At 72.7% G+C, this 16399-nt stretch carries 16 protein-coding genes; 7 read left to right on the top strand and 9 right to left on the bottom strand.

Annotated features, from left to right (window positions below; translation table 11 throughout):
- Positions 1–7 precede the first annotated feature (7 nt).
- Positions 8–1357, bottom strand: a complete 1350-nt coding sequence (dprE1, locus tag IE316_RS21060; RefSeq protein WP_190205986.1) for a decaprenylphosphoryl-beta-D-ribose oxidase — start codon at positions 1355–1357, stop codon at positions 8–10.
- 144 nt (positions 1358–1501) lie between these two features.
- Here dprE1 and IE316_RS21055 point away from each other — a divergent pair, with 144 nt between their 5' ends.
- The 4 genes from IE316_RS21055 to IE316_RS21040 are packed head-to-tail and all read left to right on the top strand — an operon-like array spanning position 1502 to position 4326.
- Complete coding sequence (locus IE316_RS21055) at positions 1502–1999, top strand: phosphatase PAP2 family protein (RefSeq protein WP_373311249.1); 498 nt, start codon at positions 1502–1504, stop codon at positions 1997–1999.
- On the top strand, positions 1992–2939 hold the full coding sequence (locus IE316_RS21050; protein ID WP_190205985.1) for a decaprenyl-phosphate phosphoribosyltransferase: 948 nt from the start codon (positions 1992–1994) through the stop codon (positions 2937–2939). The genes IE316_RS21055 and IE316_RS21050 overlap by 8 nt, the downstream gene beginning before the upstream one ends.
- Positions 2936–3430, top strand: a complete 495-nt coding sequence (locus IE316_RS21045) for a GtrA family protein (RefSeq protein ID WP_229910501.1) — start codon at positions 2936–2938, stop codon at positions 3428–3430. The genes IE316_RS21050 and IE316_RS21045 overlap by 4 nt, the downstream gene beginning before the upstream one ends.
- Entirely contained in the window at positions 3418–4326 is a 909-nt protein-coding gene (locus IE316_RS21040; protein ID WP_229910500.1) for a YihY/virulence factor BrkB family protein, read from the top strand. The genes IE316_RS21045 and IE316_RS21040 overlap by 13 nt, the downstream gene beginning before the upstream one ends.
- Here IE316_RS21040 and IE316_RS21035 read toward each other — a convergent pair.
- Entirely contained in the window at positions 4274–5566 is a 1293-nt protein-coding gene (locus IE316_RS21035; protein ID WP_351055284.1) for a D-alanyl-D-alanine carboxypeptidase family protein, read from the bottom strand. The two genes, IE316_RS21040 and IE316_RS21035, sit on opposite strands and share 53 nt — an antisense overlap.
- Between IE316_RS21035 and IE316_RS21030 the strand changes: the two genes are divergently transcribed.
- A complete protein-coding gene (locus IE316_RS21030) occupies positions 5553–5897 on the top strand; it encodes an SCO4848 family membrane protein (protein ID WP_506005152.1) in 345 nt (114 codons plus the stop codon). The two genes, IE316_RS21035 and IE316_RS21030, sit on opposite strands and share 14 nt — an antisense overlap.
- 36 nt (positions 5898–5933) lie before the next feature.
- Positions 5934–7295, top strand: a complete 1362-nt coding sequence (locus tag IE316_RS21025; protein WP_190205980.1) for a metallophosphoesterase — start codon at positions 5934–5936, stop codon at positions 7293–7295.
- Here IE316_RS21025 and IE316_RS21020 read toward each other — a convergent pair.
- Together IE316_RS21020 and IE316_RS21015 are read right to left on the bottom strand one after the other, a co-directional pair.
- Positions 7261–8748, bottom strand: coding sequence for a sensor histidine kinase (locus IE316_RS21020; protein WP_229910499.1), 1488 nt, complete (start codon positions 8746–8748; stop codon positions 7261–7263). The genes IE316_RS21025 and IE316_RS21020 overlap by 35 nt on opposite strands.
- Positions 8745–9434 carry a response regulator transcription factor gene (locus IE316_RS21015; RefSeq protein ID WP_190205979.1) on the bottom strand — a complete coding sequence of 230 codons (690 nt, stop codon included), beginning with the start codon at positions 9432–9434 and terminating at the stop codon, positions 8745–8747. Before IE316_RS21015 ends, IE316_RS21020 begins: the two co-directional genes overlap by 4 nt.
- A 170-nt stretch (positions 9435–9604) precedes the next feature.
- On the opposite strand from IE316_RS21015, the gene IE316_RS21010 reads away from it, so the two are divergent.
- Positions 9605–12013 carry an MMPL family transporter gene (locus IE316_RS21010; protein WP_229910513.1) on the top strand — a complete coding sequence of 803 codons (2409 nt, stop codon included), beginning with the start codon at positions 9605–9607 and terminating at the stop codon, positions 12011–12013.
- A gap of 49 nt (positions 12014–12062) precedes the next feature.
- On the opposite strand, the gene IE316_RS21005 is transcribed toward IE316_RS21010, so the two are convergent.
- The 5 genes from IE316_RS21005 to IE316_RS20985 form a co-directional block, all read right to left on the bottom strand.
- Positions 12063–12800: a TetR/AcrR family transcriptional regulator gene (locus tag IE316_RS21005; protein WP_190205977.1), complete on the bottom strand. Its 738-nt coding sequence runs from the start codon at positions 12798–12800 to the stop codon at positions 12063–12065.
- Between the two features lie 28 nt (positions 12801–12828).
- Positions 12829–13239 carry a VOC family protein gene (locus tag IE316_RS21000; RefSeq protein ID WP_190205976.1) on the bottom strand — a complete coding sequence of 137 codons (411 nt, stop codon included), beginning with the start codon at positions 13237–13239 and terminating at the stop codon, positions 12829–12831.
- A gap of 109 nt (positions 13240–13348) precedes the next feature.
- Entirely contained in the window at positions 13349–14128 is a 780-nt protein-coding gene (locus IE316_RS20995) for a succinate dehydrogenase iron-sulfur subunit (RefSeq protein WP_190205975.1), read from the bottom strand.
- Positions 14128–15882 carry a succinate dehydrogenase flavoprotein subunit gene (gene sdhA / locus IE316_RS20990; protein WP_190205974.1) on the bottom strand — a complete coding sequence of 585 codons (1755 nt, stop codon included), beginning with the start codon at positions 15880–15882 and terminating at the stop codon, positions 14128–14130. The genes IE316_RS20995 and sdhA overlap by 1 nt, the downstream gene beginning before the upstream one ends.
- A gap of 19 nt (positions 15883–15901) precedes the next feature.
- Positions 15902–16396 (bottom strand): succinate dehydrogenase hydrophobic membrane anchor subunit, encoded by a 495-nt coding sequence (locus IE316_RS20985; RefSeq protein WP_190205973.1) that lies wholly within the window; start codon positions 16394–16396, stop codon positions 15902–15904.
- Positions 16397–16399 lie beyond the last annotated feature (3 nt).

The raw sequence follows: 16399 nt of genomic DNA, 5'->3' as shown, positions 1-16399 counted from the left end.
CGGTCTCCTAGAGCTCGAGCCGGCGGGACAGGTCGGAGGTGAACACTCCGCGCGGGTCCAGCTCCGCGCGCAGGGCGCGGAAGTCGTCCAGGCGCGGGTACATCGCGGCCAGCAGTTCGGGCCGCAGCCGGGAGTCCTTGGCGAGGTAGACCCGGCCGCCGGCCGCCGCGACCTCCTCGTCGAGCCCGTCCAGGAAGGGCCCGAGGCCGGGCAGGCCGGCCGGGATGTCCAGGGCCAGCGTCCAGCCGGGCACGGGGAAGGACAGCCAGCCCGGGTCGGCCTCCCCGAACCGCTTGAGGACGGCCAGGAAGGACGGGCAGCGGCGTTCGGCGATGCGGCGCACGATGCGGCGCAGGGCGTCCTCCTGGCCGTGGCCGACGACGAACTGGTACTGGACGAAGCCGGACCGGCCGTAGATCCGGTTCCAGTGCGGGACGCCGTCGAGGGGGTGGAAGAAGGCCGGGATCGACTGGAGCCGCCCGGCACGCGCGCGTGGCGCCTTGCGGTACCAGAGCTCGTTGAACAGGCCCACGGTGGTCCGGCTGAGCAGGCCCTCCGGTACATAGGAGGGGGCGGCCGGGAGGCGGGAGGCACGGAAGGCGAGGGGGTCGCGCCGGGCGCGGCGCGGCAGGGCGTCCAGGGGGGCGTGGTCGCCCCGGGTGAGCACCGCGCGGCCGGTCGCCGCGCCGCGGGCCAGCAGGTCGATCCAGGCGACCGAGTAGCGGTAGCGGTGGTCGGTGGCGGCCAGGCGGGCCATCAGGTCGTCGAGGTCGCCGGCGCGCTCGGTGTCGACCAGCATCAGCGAGGTCTCCACCGGCTGGAGCCGCACGGTCGCGGTGAGGATGACCCCGGTCAGGCCCATGCCGCCGGTGGTGGCGTCGAACAGCTCGGTGCCGCGCGGGACGACGCGGACCTCGCCGTCGGCCGTCAGCAGCTCCAGGGAGACCACGTGCCGCGAGAACGAGCCCGACACGTGGTGGTTCTTGCCGTGGATGTCGGCGCCGATCGCCCCGCCGACGGTGACGTAGCGGGTGCCGGGCGTGACCGGCACGAACCAGCCGAGCGGCAGCAGCAGGCGCATCAGGGTGTGCAGGGAGATGCCCGCGTCGCAGAGCACGGTGCCGCCCTCGACGTCGATGGCGTGGACGCGGTCCAGGGCCGTCATGTCGAGCACGGACCCGCCCGCGTTCTGCGCGGCGTCGCCGTACGCCCGGCCCAGGCCCCGGGGGATGCCGCCGCGGGCCCCGCAGTCCCGGACGGCGGCGACCGCCTCCGCGTAGCTCCGCGGGCGGACCAGGCGGGCGGTGGTGGGGGCGGTGCGGCCCCATCCGGTGACGGGAACGGTGTCGGCAGACATGGCGGTGACCGTATCGTCCCTATGCAGTTGATCCGTTCTGAAACATCCGTGCCATCCCCGGAATGGGTGATTAATGGGATGTCGCTCAATAATGCCGGAGTTTTGCCCGACTTCCGGTGCTCCGGGCGTGAACAGTGAGTCCCCATGAACATGGACCACCGGATCGTCTCGGCGTTCAGGGCGTGCGGCGGCGACCCGCGGGTGGCCGGTGCCGCCCGCGCCCTGTCCTGGGCCGGGGAACACGGGGCGCTGTGGCTCGCGGCGGGCCTCACCGGGGCCGCCGTCGACGGCCCGCGGCGCGGCGCCTGGCTGCGCGGCACCGCCCTCACCGCGGGCGCCCACCTCGCCAGCATGGGGGTGAAACGGGTCGTGCGCCGGCCCCGCCCGGCGCACGTCCAGCCCCTGGTGCGCACCGCCGGCCGGCACTCCTTCCCCAGTTCGCACGCCACCTCCGCCGCCGCTGCCGCCGTCGCGTTCGGCGCGCTCGGGGCCCGCGCCGCCTGGCCGCTGGCCGGCGCGGTCTGCCTGTCCCGGCTGGTGGCCGGCGTCCACTACCCCTCGGACGTGGCGGCCGGGGCCGCCCTGGGCGCCCTCACGGCCCATCTGGGCGCCGCCTGGATGCGGGGAGGCGTCCGTGGCTGAGACGGCCGTCCTGCGGCAGCGCACGCCCGAGCGGCGGGGGTCCGCGCCACCGCCGAGGGGCGGCCTGCCGGGCGCACTGCTCCAGACCGCGCGCCCCCGGCAGTGGATCAAGAACGTCCTGGTGGTCGCCGCCCCGGCCGCCGCCGGCGAACTGTTCTCCCGCGCCGCCCTGGTCCGGCTCCCGCTGGTGTTCGTCCTGTTCACCGCCTGCGCCGCCGCCGTCTACCTGGTCAACGACGCCCGCGACGCCGCCGCCGACCGCGCCCACCCCGTCAAACGGCACCGCCCGGTCGCCGCCGGACACGTCCCGGTCCCGCTCGCGTACGCCGCCGGCGGCGTCCTCGGCGTCCTCGCGCCCGTGGCCGCCGCCTGGCTCTGCCCGCCCGCGGTCGCCGCCCTGCTGACCGCCTACCTCGTGATGCAACTGGCGTACTGCGTCGTCCTCAAGCACGTCCTGGTCGTCGACCTCGCCGTGGTCACCACCGGCTTCCTGATGCGGGCCATGATCGGCGGGCTGGCGCTGGGCATCCCGCCGTCCCGCTGGTTCCTGATCACCACCGGCTTCGGCGCGCTGTTCATGGTCTCCGCCAAGCGCTACTCCGAGGCCGTGCAGATGGCCGGGAAGGCGGGCGCCACGCGCGCGTTGCTCACCGAGTACACCACCGGCTACCTCCGCTTCGTCTGGCAGCTCGCCGCCGGGGTCGCCGTCCTCGGCTACTGCCTGTGGGCGCTGGAGGAGGGCGGCGTCCCGCACACCGGCCTGCTGCCCTGGCGGCAGCTCTCCATGGTGGCGTTCATCATGGCGGTCCTGCGGTACGCCGTCTTCGCCGACCGGGGCACGGCCGGCGAACCCGAGGACGTCGTCCTGCGCGACCGCGCGCTCGCCCTGATCGGCCTGGTGTGGGCGGCGATGTACGCCCTGGCGGTGGCCAATTGGTGACCGGCCGCCAGGCAGGCGCCGGACACCGCCGGGAACTCCTCGGCTTCGCCGCCGCCGGACTGCTCGCCTACGCGGCCGACCTCGGCCTCTTCACCCTCCTGCGCGGACCGGCCGGGCTCGGCCCGCTCACCGCCAAGGCGCTCTCCTTCGTCGCGGGCTGCACGGTCGCGTACGCCGGGAACGCCCTGGGCACCTACCGGCACACCCGCCCCCGGGGCCTGCGCCCGTACGCCATGTTCTTCGCGGTCAACGCGGCCGGTGCCGCCGTACAACTGCTCTGCCTGGCCGTCGGCCACTACGGCCTGGGGTTCACCTCGCAGCGCGCGGACACCGTCTCCGGGGCCGGGGTCGGCATGGCGCTGGCCACGCTCCTGCGTTTCTGGGGCACACGGACATTGGTCTTCCGCACCACCGGGGGCGACCGGGGCGGACGGAACGACCGGTCATGGACCGAGCGGACAGGGGGCAGGGTCGGATCATGGACTGGCTGAAAAGGCTTCCCGTGGTGGGGCCGTGGCTCGCCCGGCTGATGGTCACGCACGCGTGGCGGTCGTTCGAACGCCTGGACAGGGTGAAGTGGACGCGGCTCGCCGCCGCCATGACCTTCACGAGCTTCGTCGCGCTGTTCCCGCTGCTCAGCCTGGCCGCCGCGATCACCGCCGCCACGCTCAGCGAGGACCAGCAGAAGCAGGTCCAGGAGAAGATCGCCGAGCAGATCCCGGGCATCGCCGACCAGTTGAACATCGACGGCCTGGTGCAGAACGCCGGCACCGTCGGGGTGATCGCGGGCGCCCTGCTGCTGTTCACCGGGATCGGCTGGGTCGACGCGACCCGGGGCTGTCTGCGCGCGGTGTGGGAGCTGCCCGACGAGGACGACAATCCGCTCCTGCACCGGGTGAAGGACGCCGGCATCCTGGTCGGCCTCGGCGGCGCCCTCCTGGTGACCCTCGCCATCTCCACCGTCGCCTCGGCGCTGGTCGGCTGGATCATCCGGCGGCTCGGCATGGACGACGGCGGCGTCGGCGGCGTCCTGCTCTACATCGCCGCCTTCGCCGTCGCCGTCCTCGCCGACTTCCTCGTCCTGCTCTACGTCCTCGGGCTGCTGCCCGGCGCCGAGCCCACGCGCCACCGCCTGATGGTGGCCGCGCTGCTCGGCGCGATCGGCTTCGAACTGCTCAAGCTGCTGCTCAGCGGCTATATGCAGGGCATCGCCGCGAAGAGCATGTACGGCGCGTTCGGCGTGCCCGTCGCCCTGCTGCTGTGGATCAACTTCACCTCGAAGCTGGTCCTGTACTGCGCCGCCTGGACGGCGACCGGCAGCAAGGAGACCGAACTCAGGGGCGGCTCCGGCGGCGTACCAGATCCGGCAGCGGCCAGCGGCGGTTGACCAGGAACGCCGCGCCCGCGAGCAGCACCAGTGCCCCGGCCGCGATGCCCAGCGCGGTCCCCGCGCCGCGGGAGCCGCCGTCCGCCGCGCCGGACACCGGCCGGGTGCCCGCGGTGCCCCCGGTGTCCGCGGCGCCGCCGCCCGCCTGGCCGGTCTCCCCGGAGGCGCTCGCCCCCGGCCGGGGGCTCGCCTGGGCCGCGCTCCTGGGCGGCACCAGCTCGCCCACCGGCCGGGCCTTGCCGGCCGCCTTGAAGCCCCAGTCGAAGAGGCGGGCGGTCTCCTTGTAGACCTCGTTGTGCTCCTGCTTCGCCGGGTTCATGACCGTGACCAGCAGCACCTTGCCGTTGCGCTCGGCGACACCGGTGAAGGTGGCGCCCGCGTTGGTGGTGTTGCCGTTCTTCACCCCGGCGATGCCCTGGTAGACGTCGACGTCCGAGTCGCCGGAGAGCAGCCGGTTGGTGTTCTGGATCTCGAACTTTTCCCGGACCTTCTTGCCCTTCTTGTTCTTCGTGGTCGCGCCCGGGAACTTCGCGGAGACCGTCGAGCAGTACTCCCGGAAGTCCTTCTTCTGCAGTCCGCTGCGGGCGATCAGCGTCAGGTCGTAGGCGGAGGAGACCTGCCCCGGGGCGTCGTAGCCGTCCGGGCTGACCACGTGCGTGTCGAGGGCCTGCAACTCCTCGGCGTGCTCGTTCATCTCCCGGACGGTGTTCTTGACGCCGCCGTTCATCGCGGACAGCACGTGCACCGCGTCGTTGCCGGAGCGCAGGAAGACACCGAGCCACAGGTCGTGCACGGTGTACGTCTCGTTCTCCTTGATGCCGACCATGCTGGACCCGGCGCCGATGCCGGCCAGGTCGGACGGCAGGACCTTGTGCTCGGTGCTCTTGGGGAACTTCGGCAGCACGGTGTCCGCGAAGAGCATCTTCATGGTGCTCGCCGGGGCCAGCCGCCAGTGGGCGTTGTGCGCGGCGAGCACGTCGCCGGACTCGGCGTCGGCCACGATCCAGGACCGGGCGGTCAGACCCTTGGGCAGCACCGGGGCGCCGCTGCCCAGGTCGACCTGGGTCCCCGGCGTGCCGAGCCGGGCGCCGCCTACGGTCGACATGTCCGACGGGGGCGTGGCGGTCGGCTTCGGGGCCGCCTGCGCGGCGGGCGCGGTGAGCACCAGGGACGGGACGGCGGTCAGGACGGCGGCGGTGACCAGCAGGGCGCGCCTGGCGGTCGGCATGGGTGCGGGCACGACCGAGAACGTACCTCCCGCCGCGGGCGGCGTCGCGCCCGCCTCCCCACCCCGGACACGGATCCGGACACGCGGCGGCGATACTGAGGGCATGAAGCTCAGCCGCCCCCTGTCCTGGTTCCTGCTCGCCTTCGGGGTGTGGAGCTGGGTCATCTGGATCACTTTCGTCAAAAACCTGGTCAAGGACAGCAGCGGGCTCGCGTTCGAGGACGGCGACCCCACGGCGTACTTCTGGGTCCACCTGCTGCTCGCCGTCGTCTCCTTCGTATTGGGGACGGTCATCGGGGTCATCGGGTTGCGCGGTCTGCGCGCACTGCGCCGCACGTCATAGCCGTCACCGACGGCACAACTGAGGGGGTACGACGGCATGGTGGTCGTCTTCGCGCTGCTCGCGCTGGGCGTGGCGGGCGTGCTGGTGGGGGCGAACTGGTACGTGTGGCGGCGCCTGTTCCGCGACACGACCCGGCGCGCGGGCGGTGTGCGCCGCGCGGGCGCGGTGCTGATCGCCGGGGGCTGGGCCCTCGCGATCGGCGCGCTGGTCGCCGAGCGCTCGGGCGCGCCCTTCCGGCTCCAGCAGATCCTGGCCTGGCCGGGCTTCCTGTGGCTGGCCCTGTCGGTCTACCTGCTGCTGGCCGTCCTGGCCGGCGAGGCGGTACGGCCGCTGCTGCGCCGCTTCCTGGAGCACCGGGCGCGGGCCCGCACGCCGGCGCCCGCGGAGGCGCCCGCGCCGGAGCCAGAGCGGATACCGGAGCCGTCGGGGGGCGGCGGCACCCGGCCGGAGGCACCGGCGGACCCGGCGCGACCGGCGGACCCGGCGCGATCGGTAGACCCCGCGCGATCAGCGGACCCCGCCCCCGCGCCTACCGAACCCTCCGTACCCTCCGCACCCTCCGCACCCCCCGCCCCCTCCCGACGCCTCTTCGTCTCCCGGGTCGTCGGTGGTGCCGCCGCCGCGGTGGCCGTGGGTACGGTCGCCCGTGGCACGTACGGCGTGCTGAACGGGCCGACGGTGAAGCGGATCACCGTGCCGCTGGCCAAGCTGCCGCGTGCGGCGCACGGCTTCCGGATCGCCGTGGTCAGCGACATCCACCTCGGCCCGGTGCTGGGCCGCGGCTTCGCCCAGCGGGTGGTCGACACGATCAACGCCACCCAGCCCGACCTCATCGCGGTCGTCGGCGACCTCGTGGACGGCAGCGTCAAGGACCTCGGCCCGGCCGCCGCCCCGCTGGCCGGGCTCCGCGCCCGGCACGGCGCGTACTTCGTCACCGGCAACCACGAGTACTTCTCCGGCGCCGAACAGTGGGTCGAGGAGGTCCGCCGCCTCGGCCTGCGCCCCCTGGAGAACGCCCGCACCGAACTGCCCCACTTCGACCTCGCCGGCGTCAACGACATCGCCGGGGAGGACGAGGGCCAGGGCCCCGACTACGAGCGCGCCCTCGGCGACCGCGACCCGGCCCGCGCCTGTGTGCTCCTCGCCCACCAGCCGGTGCAGATCCACGACGCCGTCGACCACGGCGTCGACCTCCAGCTCTCCGGCCACACCCACGGCGGCCAGCTCTGGCCCGGGAGCCTGCTCGCCGCCGCCGCCAACCCGACCGTCGCCGGCCTGGAGCGCTACGGCGACACCCAGTTGTACGTCAGCCGGGGCGCCGGCGCCTGGGGTCCGCCGACCCGTGTGGGCGCCGAGTCCGACGTCACGGTGGTGGAGCTGGCGTCGCGCCGGGCGTGACCGGGTCCGGCGGCCCGGTGCGGGCCGGCAGCGTCACCGTCACCGCCAGCCCCTCGCCCGGCGCGGTGCGCACCGTGACCTCGCCGCCGAGGGACCGGGCCGCGCTCTGCACGATGGCCAGCCCCAGGCCGCTGCCCGCGCCGCCGCCGGCCCGGAAGAACCGGTCGAAGACCCGGGCCGCGTCCTCCGCCGCGAGCCCCGGCCCCTTGTCCTCGACCTGCAGCCGGACCACCCCGCCGGACCGCTCAACGGCGAGCCGCACCGGCACGTCCGCGGGCGTGTGGACCCGTACGTTGGCCAGGAGGTTGCCGACGATCTGCCGCAGCCCGGACTCGTCGGCGCGCACCAGCAGGGAGCCGTCGGCGTGCACCGTGACGGGCCGGCCGGGCTGCTGGACGCGCAGGTCGTCGGCGGCGTCCCGGACCAGACGGGCGATGTCCACGGGCCGCAGGCGCAGTTCGGGGCGCTGGTCGAGGCGGGCCAGGGTGAGCAGTTCGTCGACCAGCCGGCCCATGCGGTCGCTCTCGGCGAGCACCCGCCCCCAGGCCCGCTTCCGCTCGCCCGGTTCGTTCAGCATGCCCTTGTCGTAGAGCTGGAGGTAGCCGCGGATCGCGGAGAGCGGGGTGCGCAGCTCGTGCGAGGCGTCGGCGACGAAGCGGCGCAACTGGGCGGCGCTGCGCTCCCGGGTGCGGTACGCCGACTCCACCTGGTGCAGCATCGAGTTCAGCGCCAGCCGCAGTTGCTCCACCTCGGCGGTGGCCTCCTTGCTGGAGGGCACCCGCCGGGTCAGGTCGCCCTCGGCGATCGCGGAGGAGGTCTCCACCATGTCCTCCAGCGGCCGCAGCCGGCGCCGGACGCTCATCATGGTCAGCCAGGCCAGCAGCCCCAGCAGCACGGTCCCGGCGGCCAGGTCGAGCTTGAGGGCCTTGGCGACGCCCGTGTGCAGGGCGCCGGTGGAGGTGGCGGTGAGCAGATAGGTGCCGTCGGCCAGCGGGATGCCGGTGGCCCGGTACGGGTGGCCGCGCACGGTGAGGTCCCGCGGCTCGGGGTCGGCGGCCAGGGCCCGCGGGTCGTCCACCGCGGCGGCCAGGGCGCGCTGGCCCTCGGTCACGTCCAGGCCGGCCACGGCGATCACCCGGCCCCGCCGGTCGATGGCGGTGAAGATCTGGTCCGGGGGCGTGGGCCGGTCGCTCTCGCCCAGGAACTGGTCCAGGACCAGCGCCATCGCGCCGAGGCTGTTGATCTCCTCCAGGGTGAGCGGCTTGCCGCCGAGCGTCTGCCGGCCGCGGTTGAGCTCGGCGTCGATCTGGTCGATGAGGTAGTGCCGCATCCCGATCAGGCTGACGGCGGTCGCCACCACGATGCCGAGCGCCAGCAGCGCCACGTTGGCCAGCGTCAGCTTGGCCCGCAGGGACGGCACGCGGCGGGAGCGCCCGCCCCACGGGGCCCTCACGCCAGACCGTATCCGACGCCCCGCCGGGTGGTGATCACCGGCGGCCCCAGGGCGTCCAGTTTGCGGCGCAGATAGCTGACGTAGGTCTCGACGACGGTCGACTCGGGCGGCGCGTGCTCGTACTGCCAGACGTGCCGCAGCAGTTGCTCCTTGGGCACGATCCGGCCGCCGTTGCGCATCAGGAAGCGCAGCAGGGCGTACTCGGTGGGGGTCAGCTCGACCGAGCGGCCCGCGCGGCGCACGGTGTACGTCGTCTCGTCCAGCTCCAGGTCGCCGTAGCGCAGCGGGGGCCGCTGCGGCAGCACGTCGGCGGGGCGGACCCGGCGCAGCACCGCCTGGACGCGGGCGACCACCTCGTCGATGTTGAACGGCTTGGTGATGTAGTCGTCGCCGAAGCCGAGGGCGCCGACTATCTCGGCGGGCGCGTCCCGCGCGGTGAGGAAGACCAGCGCCACCTCGGGCCGCCGGGCGCGCAGTTCCCGCCCGAGTGCGCGGCCGTCGCCGTCGGGGAGCATCACGTCGAGCAGCGCCGCGTCCGGCCGGGTGCTCTCGGCGAGCGCGAGGGCGTCGCGGACGGTGGCCGCGCACATCACCTCGAAGCCGTGGAAACGCAGGGCGATGGTGAGGACGTCCGCGATGCTCGGTTCGTCCTCCACGACCAGCACCGTGCCGGGAACCGTCGTCATGCCCCCAGTATCCGCACGGGCACCGGCGGCGGGGAGCGATGCCGCTTTGGAGTTCCTTGAGAGTCGGGCGGAGACGGTGTCCACGCGCGCGTGGCGGCGCCGATTCTGATGCGCAGGACCTGGGGGACCGACCGATGATTCCTGCGGACGAGGAGTATGGCGTGGCGGCATTGGCACGATGGTGTTACCGGCATCGGCTGGTGGTCCTGTTGCTGTGGTTGGGGGCGCTGTTCGGACTGGGGGCGGGAGGGACGTCGGCGGGCACCGCCTACTCGGACGTCTTCTCCCTGCCGGACACGGACTCCGCACGGGCCGGGGACCTGATGGAGAAGGCGTTCCCGCGCAGTTCCGGCGACACCGACACGGTGGTGTGGAAGGTCGACGAGGGGTCCGTGCGGGACGCCTCCGTACGGTCCCGGATGGTGCCCGCACTGCGGGACATCGGCGAGCTGGAGGGGGTCGGCCGGGTCAGCGACCCGTACGCCCCGGACGGCGCGGCCCAGGTGAGCCGGGACGGGCGGATCGCCTACGCCCAGGTCACCTTCACCGAGCAGGCCAACGCCGTCGACAAGGCGGTCATCGAGGACCTGGTGGAGCGGGCCAAGGACGCCGAACGCGACGGACTCACCGTGGAGCTGGGCGGCCAGGCCATCGCCCGCACCCAGGAGCCGCCGACGGGCACCGCCGAACTCGTCGGCATCGCGGCGGCGGCCGTCATCCTGTTCCTGGCCTTCGGGTCGGTGTTCGCGATGCTCCTGCCGATCGTCACCGCCGTCGCGGGCGTCGGCACCGGCATGATGTCCACCACCCTGCTCAGCCACGTCACCGACGTCCCCGAGGTGGCGCCGCTGCTCGGCTCGCTCATCGGCCTCGGCGTCGGCATCGACTACGCCCTGTTCATCGTCACCCGGCACCGGCGCGGCATCCAGCGCGGCGCGAGCCCCGAGGAGGCGGCCGTCACCGCCCTGAACACCTCGGGGCGGGCGGTGCTGTTCGCGGGCGGCACGGTCTGCATCGCGCTCGCCGGGATGCTGGTGATGAACATGCGCTTCCTGGACGGCGTGGTCGTCGCGACCTCCCTGACCGTGGTGCTCAGCGTGCTCGCGGCCACCACCCTGCTGCCCGCCCTGCTCGGGCTGCTCGGCATGCGGGTGCTCAGCCGCCGGCAGCGGCGCAGGCTGGCCGCGGCCGGACCGGAGCCGAAGGAGACGACGACCGGGCTGGCGGCGCGCTGGTCGGCGTATGTGCAGCGGCGTCCGCGCGGGACCGCGGCGGTGGCCGTGGTGGTGATGGCGGTGCTGGCCATCCCGGTCTTCTCGCTGCGGCTGGGCGCCAGCGACCAGGGCAACCAGCCGGCGTCCACCACGACCCGGCAGGCGTACGACCTGCTCGCCGAGGGCTTCGGCCCCGGCTTCAACGGCCCGCTCCAGGTGGTCGTCGACGGCGGTGACGCGGCCGGGCTGGCCCGGCAGATCGAGGGCGTCGACGGCGTCGCCCAGGTGGCCGCGCTGCCGCCCGCGAACGGCGTCTCCGTCATCCAGGTGGTGCCGACCACCTCACCGCAGTCCGCGGAGACCGACCGGCTGATCGACCGGCTGCGCGACGAGGTGATCCCGGCGGCGGGCGCCGAGGCGCACGTCGGCGGGGTGACCGCCGTGTTCAAGGACTTCGCGACCATCACCGGGGACCGGCTGCCGTACTTCGTGGCGACCATCATCGCGCTGGGCTTCCTGCTGCTGCTCGTCGCGTTCCGCTCGCTGGTGGTGCCGCTGACGGCCGCCGTGATGAACCTGGTGGCCGCCGCCGCGTCCTTCGGCGTACTGGTGGCGATCTTCCAGTGGGGCTGGGGCGCGGAGGCCCTCGGCTTCGGCAAGGAAGGGCCGATCACCTCCTTCCTGCCGGTCATCATGCTGTCGCTGCTGTTCGGCCTGTCCATGGACTACCAGGTCTTCCTGGTGAGCCGGATGCACGAGGAGTGGGTGCACACCAAGGACAACGCCCGCGCGGTGCGCGTCGGCCTGGCGGAGACCAGCCGGGTCATCAACTGCGCTGCCCTCATCATGATCAGTGTGTTCTCCGCGTTCGTGCTCAGCGGCGACACCGAGGGCGCGATGGCGGGCATCGGCCTGGCCGCGGCGGTCGCGCTGGACGCGTTCATCCTGCGGACGGCGCTGGTGCCGGCGGCGATGCACCTGCTGGGCCGGTCCAACTGGTGGCTGCCGGCGGGCCTGGAGAAGCGGCTGCCGCACCTGGCGGTGGAACCGGCGGAGCCGGCACCGGCGGCACCGGCCGCCGAGGAGGGCCCCGCCTCCGTCGTGCACGGCTTCGTGCGCACCGCCGACGGCGATCCGGTCGTGGGCGCGGCCGTCACCCTGCTCGCCAAGGGCGGCCGGCAGCTCGACCGCGTCACCGCCCTCGCCGACGGCTCCTACGTCCTGTCGGTCCCCGGACCGGGCACCTATCTGCTGGCCGCGACCGCCGCCGGGCACGGCTCCCGCGCCGCGCACGTCGTGGTGGCCGACGGCCCGCTGACGTACGACCTCCAGCTCGCCGACGAGGGAGTGGACGTCGTCAACTGACCGCCCCGCGGCGTCTCCCGCCCGCCCGGCGCGGGCGGGAGGCCGTGGTTCAGGGAGCCGTGCCCCGGGCCGGGTCCGGCGCGAACCGCGTCATCCCCGGCAGGAAGTCCGTGAACAGCTCGTGCACCTCGCGCACCAGCGGCCGCAGCACCCGGAAGCGGGCCAGCGCCACCCCCCGCGCGGTGAGCCGGGCACCGCGCTCGGCGAGCCGGTAACTGCGCTCGCGGCCCGCCGTGCGGTCGAAGATCCAGTACAGGACGAGTCCCATGTGCGCGAGCCACATCAGCTCGGGCAGGATGTCGGCCAGCTCGGCGGGCACCTTGGTGCGGGCCCCGGCCAGTACCGCGCGGTGGACGCTGATGGCCTCCACGCGCGCGTGCTCCGACTCCGGGGAGAACGGGCTGAGCGGGCTGTCCGGGTCGGCGGCGTTCTTGAAGAACTGCACCGCGAACTCGTGGTACGGGGTGGCGATGTCCAGCCACACCTTCAGCACCCCCGCCAGCCGGGCCTCCAGGTCGGTCTCCCGGGCGAGCACGTCCCGGACCGCCTCCTGGTGCTCGGCGGCGATCCGGTCGTAGAACCCCTGGATCAGGTGTTCCTTGCCGGCGAAGTAGTAGTAGGCGTTGCCGACGGAGACCCCAGCCTCCTGGGCGATGGCCCGCATGGTGGTCTTGTCGTACCCCCGCTCCCGGAACAGCCGCATCGCCGTCTCCAGGATCAGGGCGCGGGTCTGCTCGGACTTGCTGGGCGGGCTTCCCTCACCGGGACCGTCGTTCATGGCTGGCACGGGAGGAGCCTAGCCACCGCGGGCGGGGTCAGGGGCGGCGCCCGAGCTGGGGACGCTTGGTGTAGTCGGTGAGGCCGGTGACGTTGCCCCACGGGTCGGCGAACTCCACGGTCCAGCCGGTCACCGACTTCACGGGCCCCTCGAACGGCTCGATCCCGGCGTCGGCGAGCGCCTTGGCGGCGGTGCGGGCGTCCGGCACCTCCAGCCACACCCGGGGCGAGGGCCAGGGCGGCGGCCGGTGCCCGAGCCCCTCCTCGTGCCGCAGCAGCAGGCCGGGCGTCTCACCGCCGACCTTCAGCAGCGCGATCCCGCCCTCGTCGAACCGGAACCCCACGGCGAACCCGGCCCGCTCGTAGAACTCCACCGCCTCACCGAGGTCCCCGACCGGCAGCAGCACGTTGTCGAACCCGAGAAGCTCGTACGACTGGTCATCTGACATGGCGTCAGCGTAAGCCGATGATCGCCCGGAACCGGTGATTTCCGGGACGCCCCATGCCGAAGGCCCCGCTTCCGGCGGAAGCGGGGCCTTTCGGGCAGGGTGCCGGGCGTCAGTAGCGGCGCGTGATCAGGGCGCGCTTGACCTCGGCGATGGCCTTCGTGACCTCGATGCCCCGGGGGCAGGCGTCGGTGCAGTTGAAGGTGGTGCGGCAGCGCCAGACGCCGTCGCGGTCATTGAGGATCTCCAGCCGCTGCTCGCCGGCCTCGTCACGCGAGTCGAAGATGAAGCGGTGCGCGTTGACGATGGCCGCCGGACCGAAGTACTGGCCGTCGTTCCAGAAGACCGGGCACGAGGTGGTGCAGGCGGCGCACAGGATGCACTTCGTGGTGTCGTCGAACCGCTCGCGGTCCTCGGCCGACTGAAGGCGCTCGCGGGTCGGCTCGTTGGTGTCCTTCGTGATCAGGAAGGGCATCACGTCCCGGTACGCCTGGAAGAACGGCTCCATGTCGACGACCAGGTCCTTCAGGACCGTCAGGCCCTTGATCGGCTCGACCGTGATCGGCTTCTCGGGGTTGATGTCCTTGATCAGCGTCTTGCACGCCAGGCGGTTCTTGCCGTTGATCCGCATCGCGTCCGAGCCGCAGATGCCGTGCGCGCAGGAGCGGCGGAAGGTCAGCGTGCCGTCCAGGTCCCACTTGATCTTGTGGAGGCCGTCGAGGACGCGTTCCTTCGGGTCGATCTCGAGCTGGAAGTCCTGCCAGGTCGCCTCGGCCGAGACCTCCGGGTTGAACCGGCGGACGCGGAAGGTGACGGTGATGTAGGGGGAGTCGGCGAACCCGGGCTCGGGGGTGCCCGCCGCGTCCGCCTTGTCCAGAACAGGGGTAGCCATCAGTACTTACGCTCCATCGGCTGGTAGCGGGTCTGGACGACCGGCTTGTAGTCGAGACGGATGGACTCGGTGCCGTCGTCGCCCACCTCGCGGTACGCCATGGTGTGGCGCATGAAGTTGACGTCGTCGCGGTTGGGGTAGTCCTCGCGGTAGTGACCGCCGCGGGACTCCTTGCGGGCCAGCGCGGAGACCGCCATGACCTCGGCCAGGTCGAGCAGGTTGCCCAGCTCCACGGCCTCAAGCAGGTCGGTGTTGTACCGCTTGCCCTTGTCCTGGATCGCGACGTTCTTGTACCGCGCCCGCAGCTCGCCGATCTTCTCGACCGCGGTCTTGATCGTCTGCTCGGTGCGGAACACCATGACGTTGGCGTCCATCGTCTCCTGCAGCTCGCGGCGCAGCTCCGAGACCCGCTCGTTGCCGGTGGAGGTGCGCAGCCGCTCGATCTGCTCGACGACGAAGGACTCCGGTGCCTCCGGCAGGTCGACGTAGTCCGCCCGCTGCGCGTACTCGGCGGCGGCGATGCCGGCCCGCTTGCCGAAGACGTTGATGTCCAGCAGCGAGTTGGTGCCGAGCCGGTTGGCGCCGTGCACGGAGACGCAGGCCACCTCGCCGGCCGCGTACAGGCCCGGGACGACGGTGGTGTTGTCGGAGAGGACCTCGCCCTGGACGTTGGTCGGGATGCCGCCCATCGCGTAGTGCGCGGTGGGCTGGATCGGGATCGGGTCCGTGTACGGCTCGATGCCGAGGTACGTACGGGCGAACTCGGTGATGTCCGGGAGCTTGGCGTCGAGCTGCTCCGGCGGCAGGTGGGTCAGGTCGAGGTAGACGTGGTCGCCCTCGGGACCGCAGCCGCGGCCCTCGCGGATCTCCGTGTAGATGGAGCGCGAGACGACGTCGCGGGAGGCGAGGTCCTTCATGACCGGCGCGTACTTCTCCATGAAGCGCTCGCCGTCCTTGTTGCGCAGGATGCCGCCCTCACCGCGGGCGCCCTCGGTGAGCAGGATGCCCATGCGCCAGATGCCGGTCGGGTGGAACTGGAAGAACTCCATGTCCTCCAGCGGGATGCCGCGCCGGTAGACGGCCGCCTGGCCGTCGCCGGTCAGCGTGTGCGCGTTGGAGGTCACCTTGAAGAACTTGCCGGTGCCGCCGGAGGCGTAGATCACGGACTTCGCCTGGAAGACGTGGATCTCGCCGGTGGCCAGCTCGTACGCCACCACGCCGGCCGAGCGCTTGACGCCGTCGACCTCGGTGATGAGCTGGTCCAGGACGTAGAACTCGTTGAAGAACTCCACACCCTCCTTGACGCAGTTCTGGTACAGCGTCTGGAGGATCATGTGGCCGGTGCGGTCCGCGGCGTAGCAGGACCGGCGGACCGGGGCCTCGCCGTGGTTGCGGGAGTGGCCGCCGAAGCGGCGCTGGTCGATGGTGCCGTTCGGGGTCCGGTTGAACGGCAGGCCCATCTTCTCCAGGTCGAGGACGGAGTCGATGGCCTCCTTCGCCAGGATCTCGGCGGCGTCCTGGTCGACCAGGTAGTCACCGCCCTTGACCGTGTCGAAGGTGTGCCACTCCCAGTTGTCCTCCTCCACGTTGGCCAGCGCGGCGGCCATGCCGCCCTGCGCCGCGCCGGTGTGGGAGCGGGTCGGGTAGAGCTTCGTCAGGACGGCCGTGCGGCTGCGCTTGGTCGCCTCGATGGCGGCCCGCATACCGGCGCCACCGGCGCCGACGATGACGGTGTCGTACTTGTGTACCTTCATGATTCTCGCAGCCCCGTGCCTAGCGGATGTTCGGGTCGAAGGTGAAGATCACCAGCGTGCCCAGCAGGATGGTGAACACCGTGGCGGTGTAGAGCAGGCCCTTGAGCCACAGGCGGGTGTTCGGGCGCTCCGCGTAGTCGTTGATGACCGTGCGCAGGCCGTTGGCGCCGTGCAGCATCGCCAGCCACAGCATCAGCAGGTCCCAGACCTGCCAGAACGGCGAGGCCCAGCGGCCGGCCACGAAGGCGAAGCCGATCTTCGAGACACCGCCGTCGAGCACCAACTGGATCAGCAGGTGGCCCAGGACGAGGACGACCAGCACCACGCCGGACAGGCGCATGAAGAGCCAGGCGGCCATCTCGAAGTTGCCGCGGGTGGACTTCGGGGACTTCTTGGTGCGCTTGCGCGGGGGCTCGATCAGCGGCGCCGGGTTGTCGACCGTGTAGACGGAGGCACCCTCGACGGGGCCGATTCCGGAGGCGGCGGATTCAGGCGTGACTGTGTTCTTCGACATGAG

This window comes from Streptomyces fumanus (genome assembly GCF_014655295.1).
In the GTDB taxonomy this organism is placed as follows: domain Bacteria; phylum Actinomycetota; class Actinomycetes; order Streptomycetales; family Streptomycetaceae; genus Streptomyces; species Streptomyces fumanus.
This window is presented reverse-complemented; position numbering and strand designations above follow the sequence as displayed.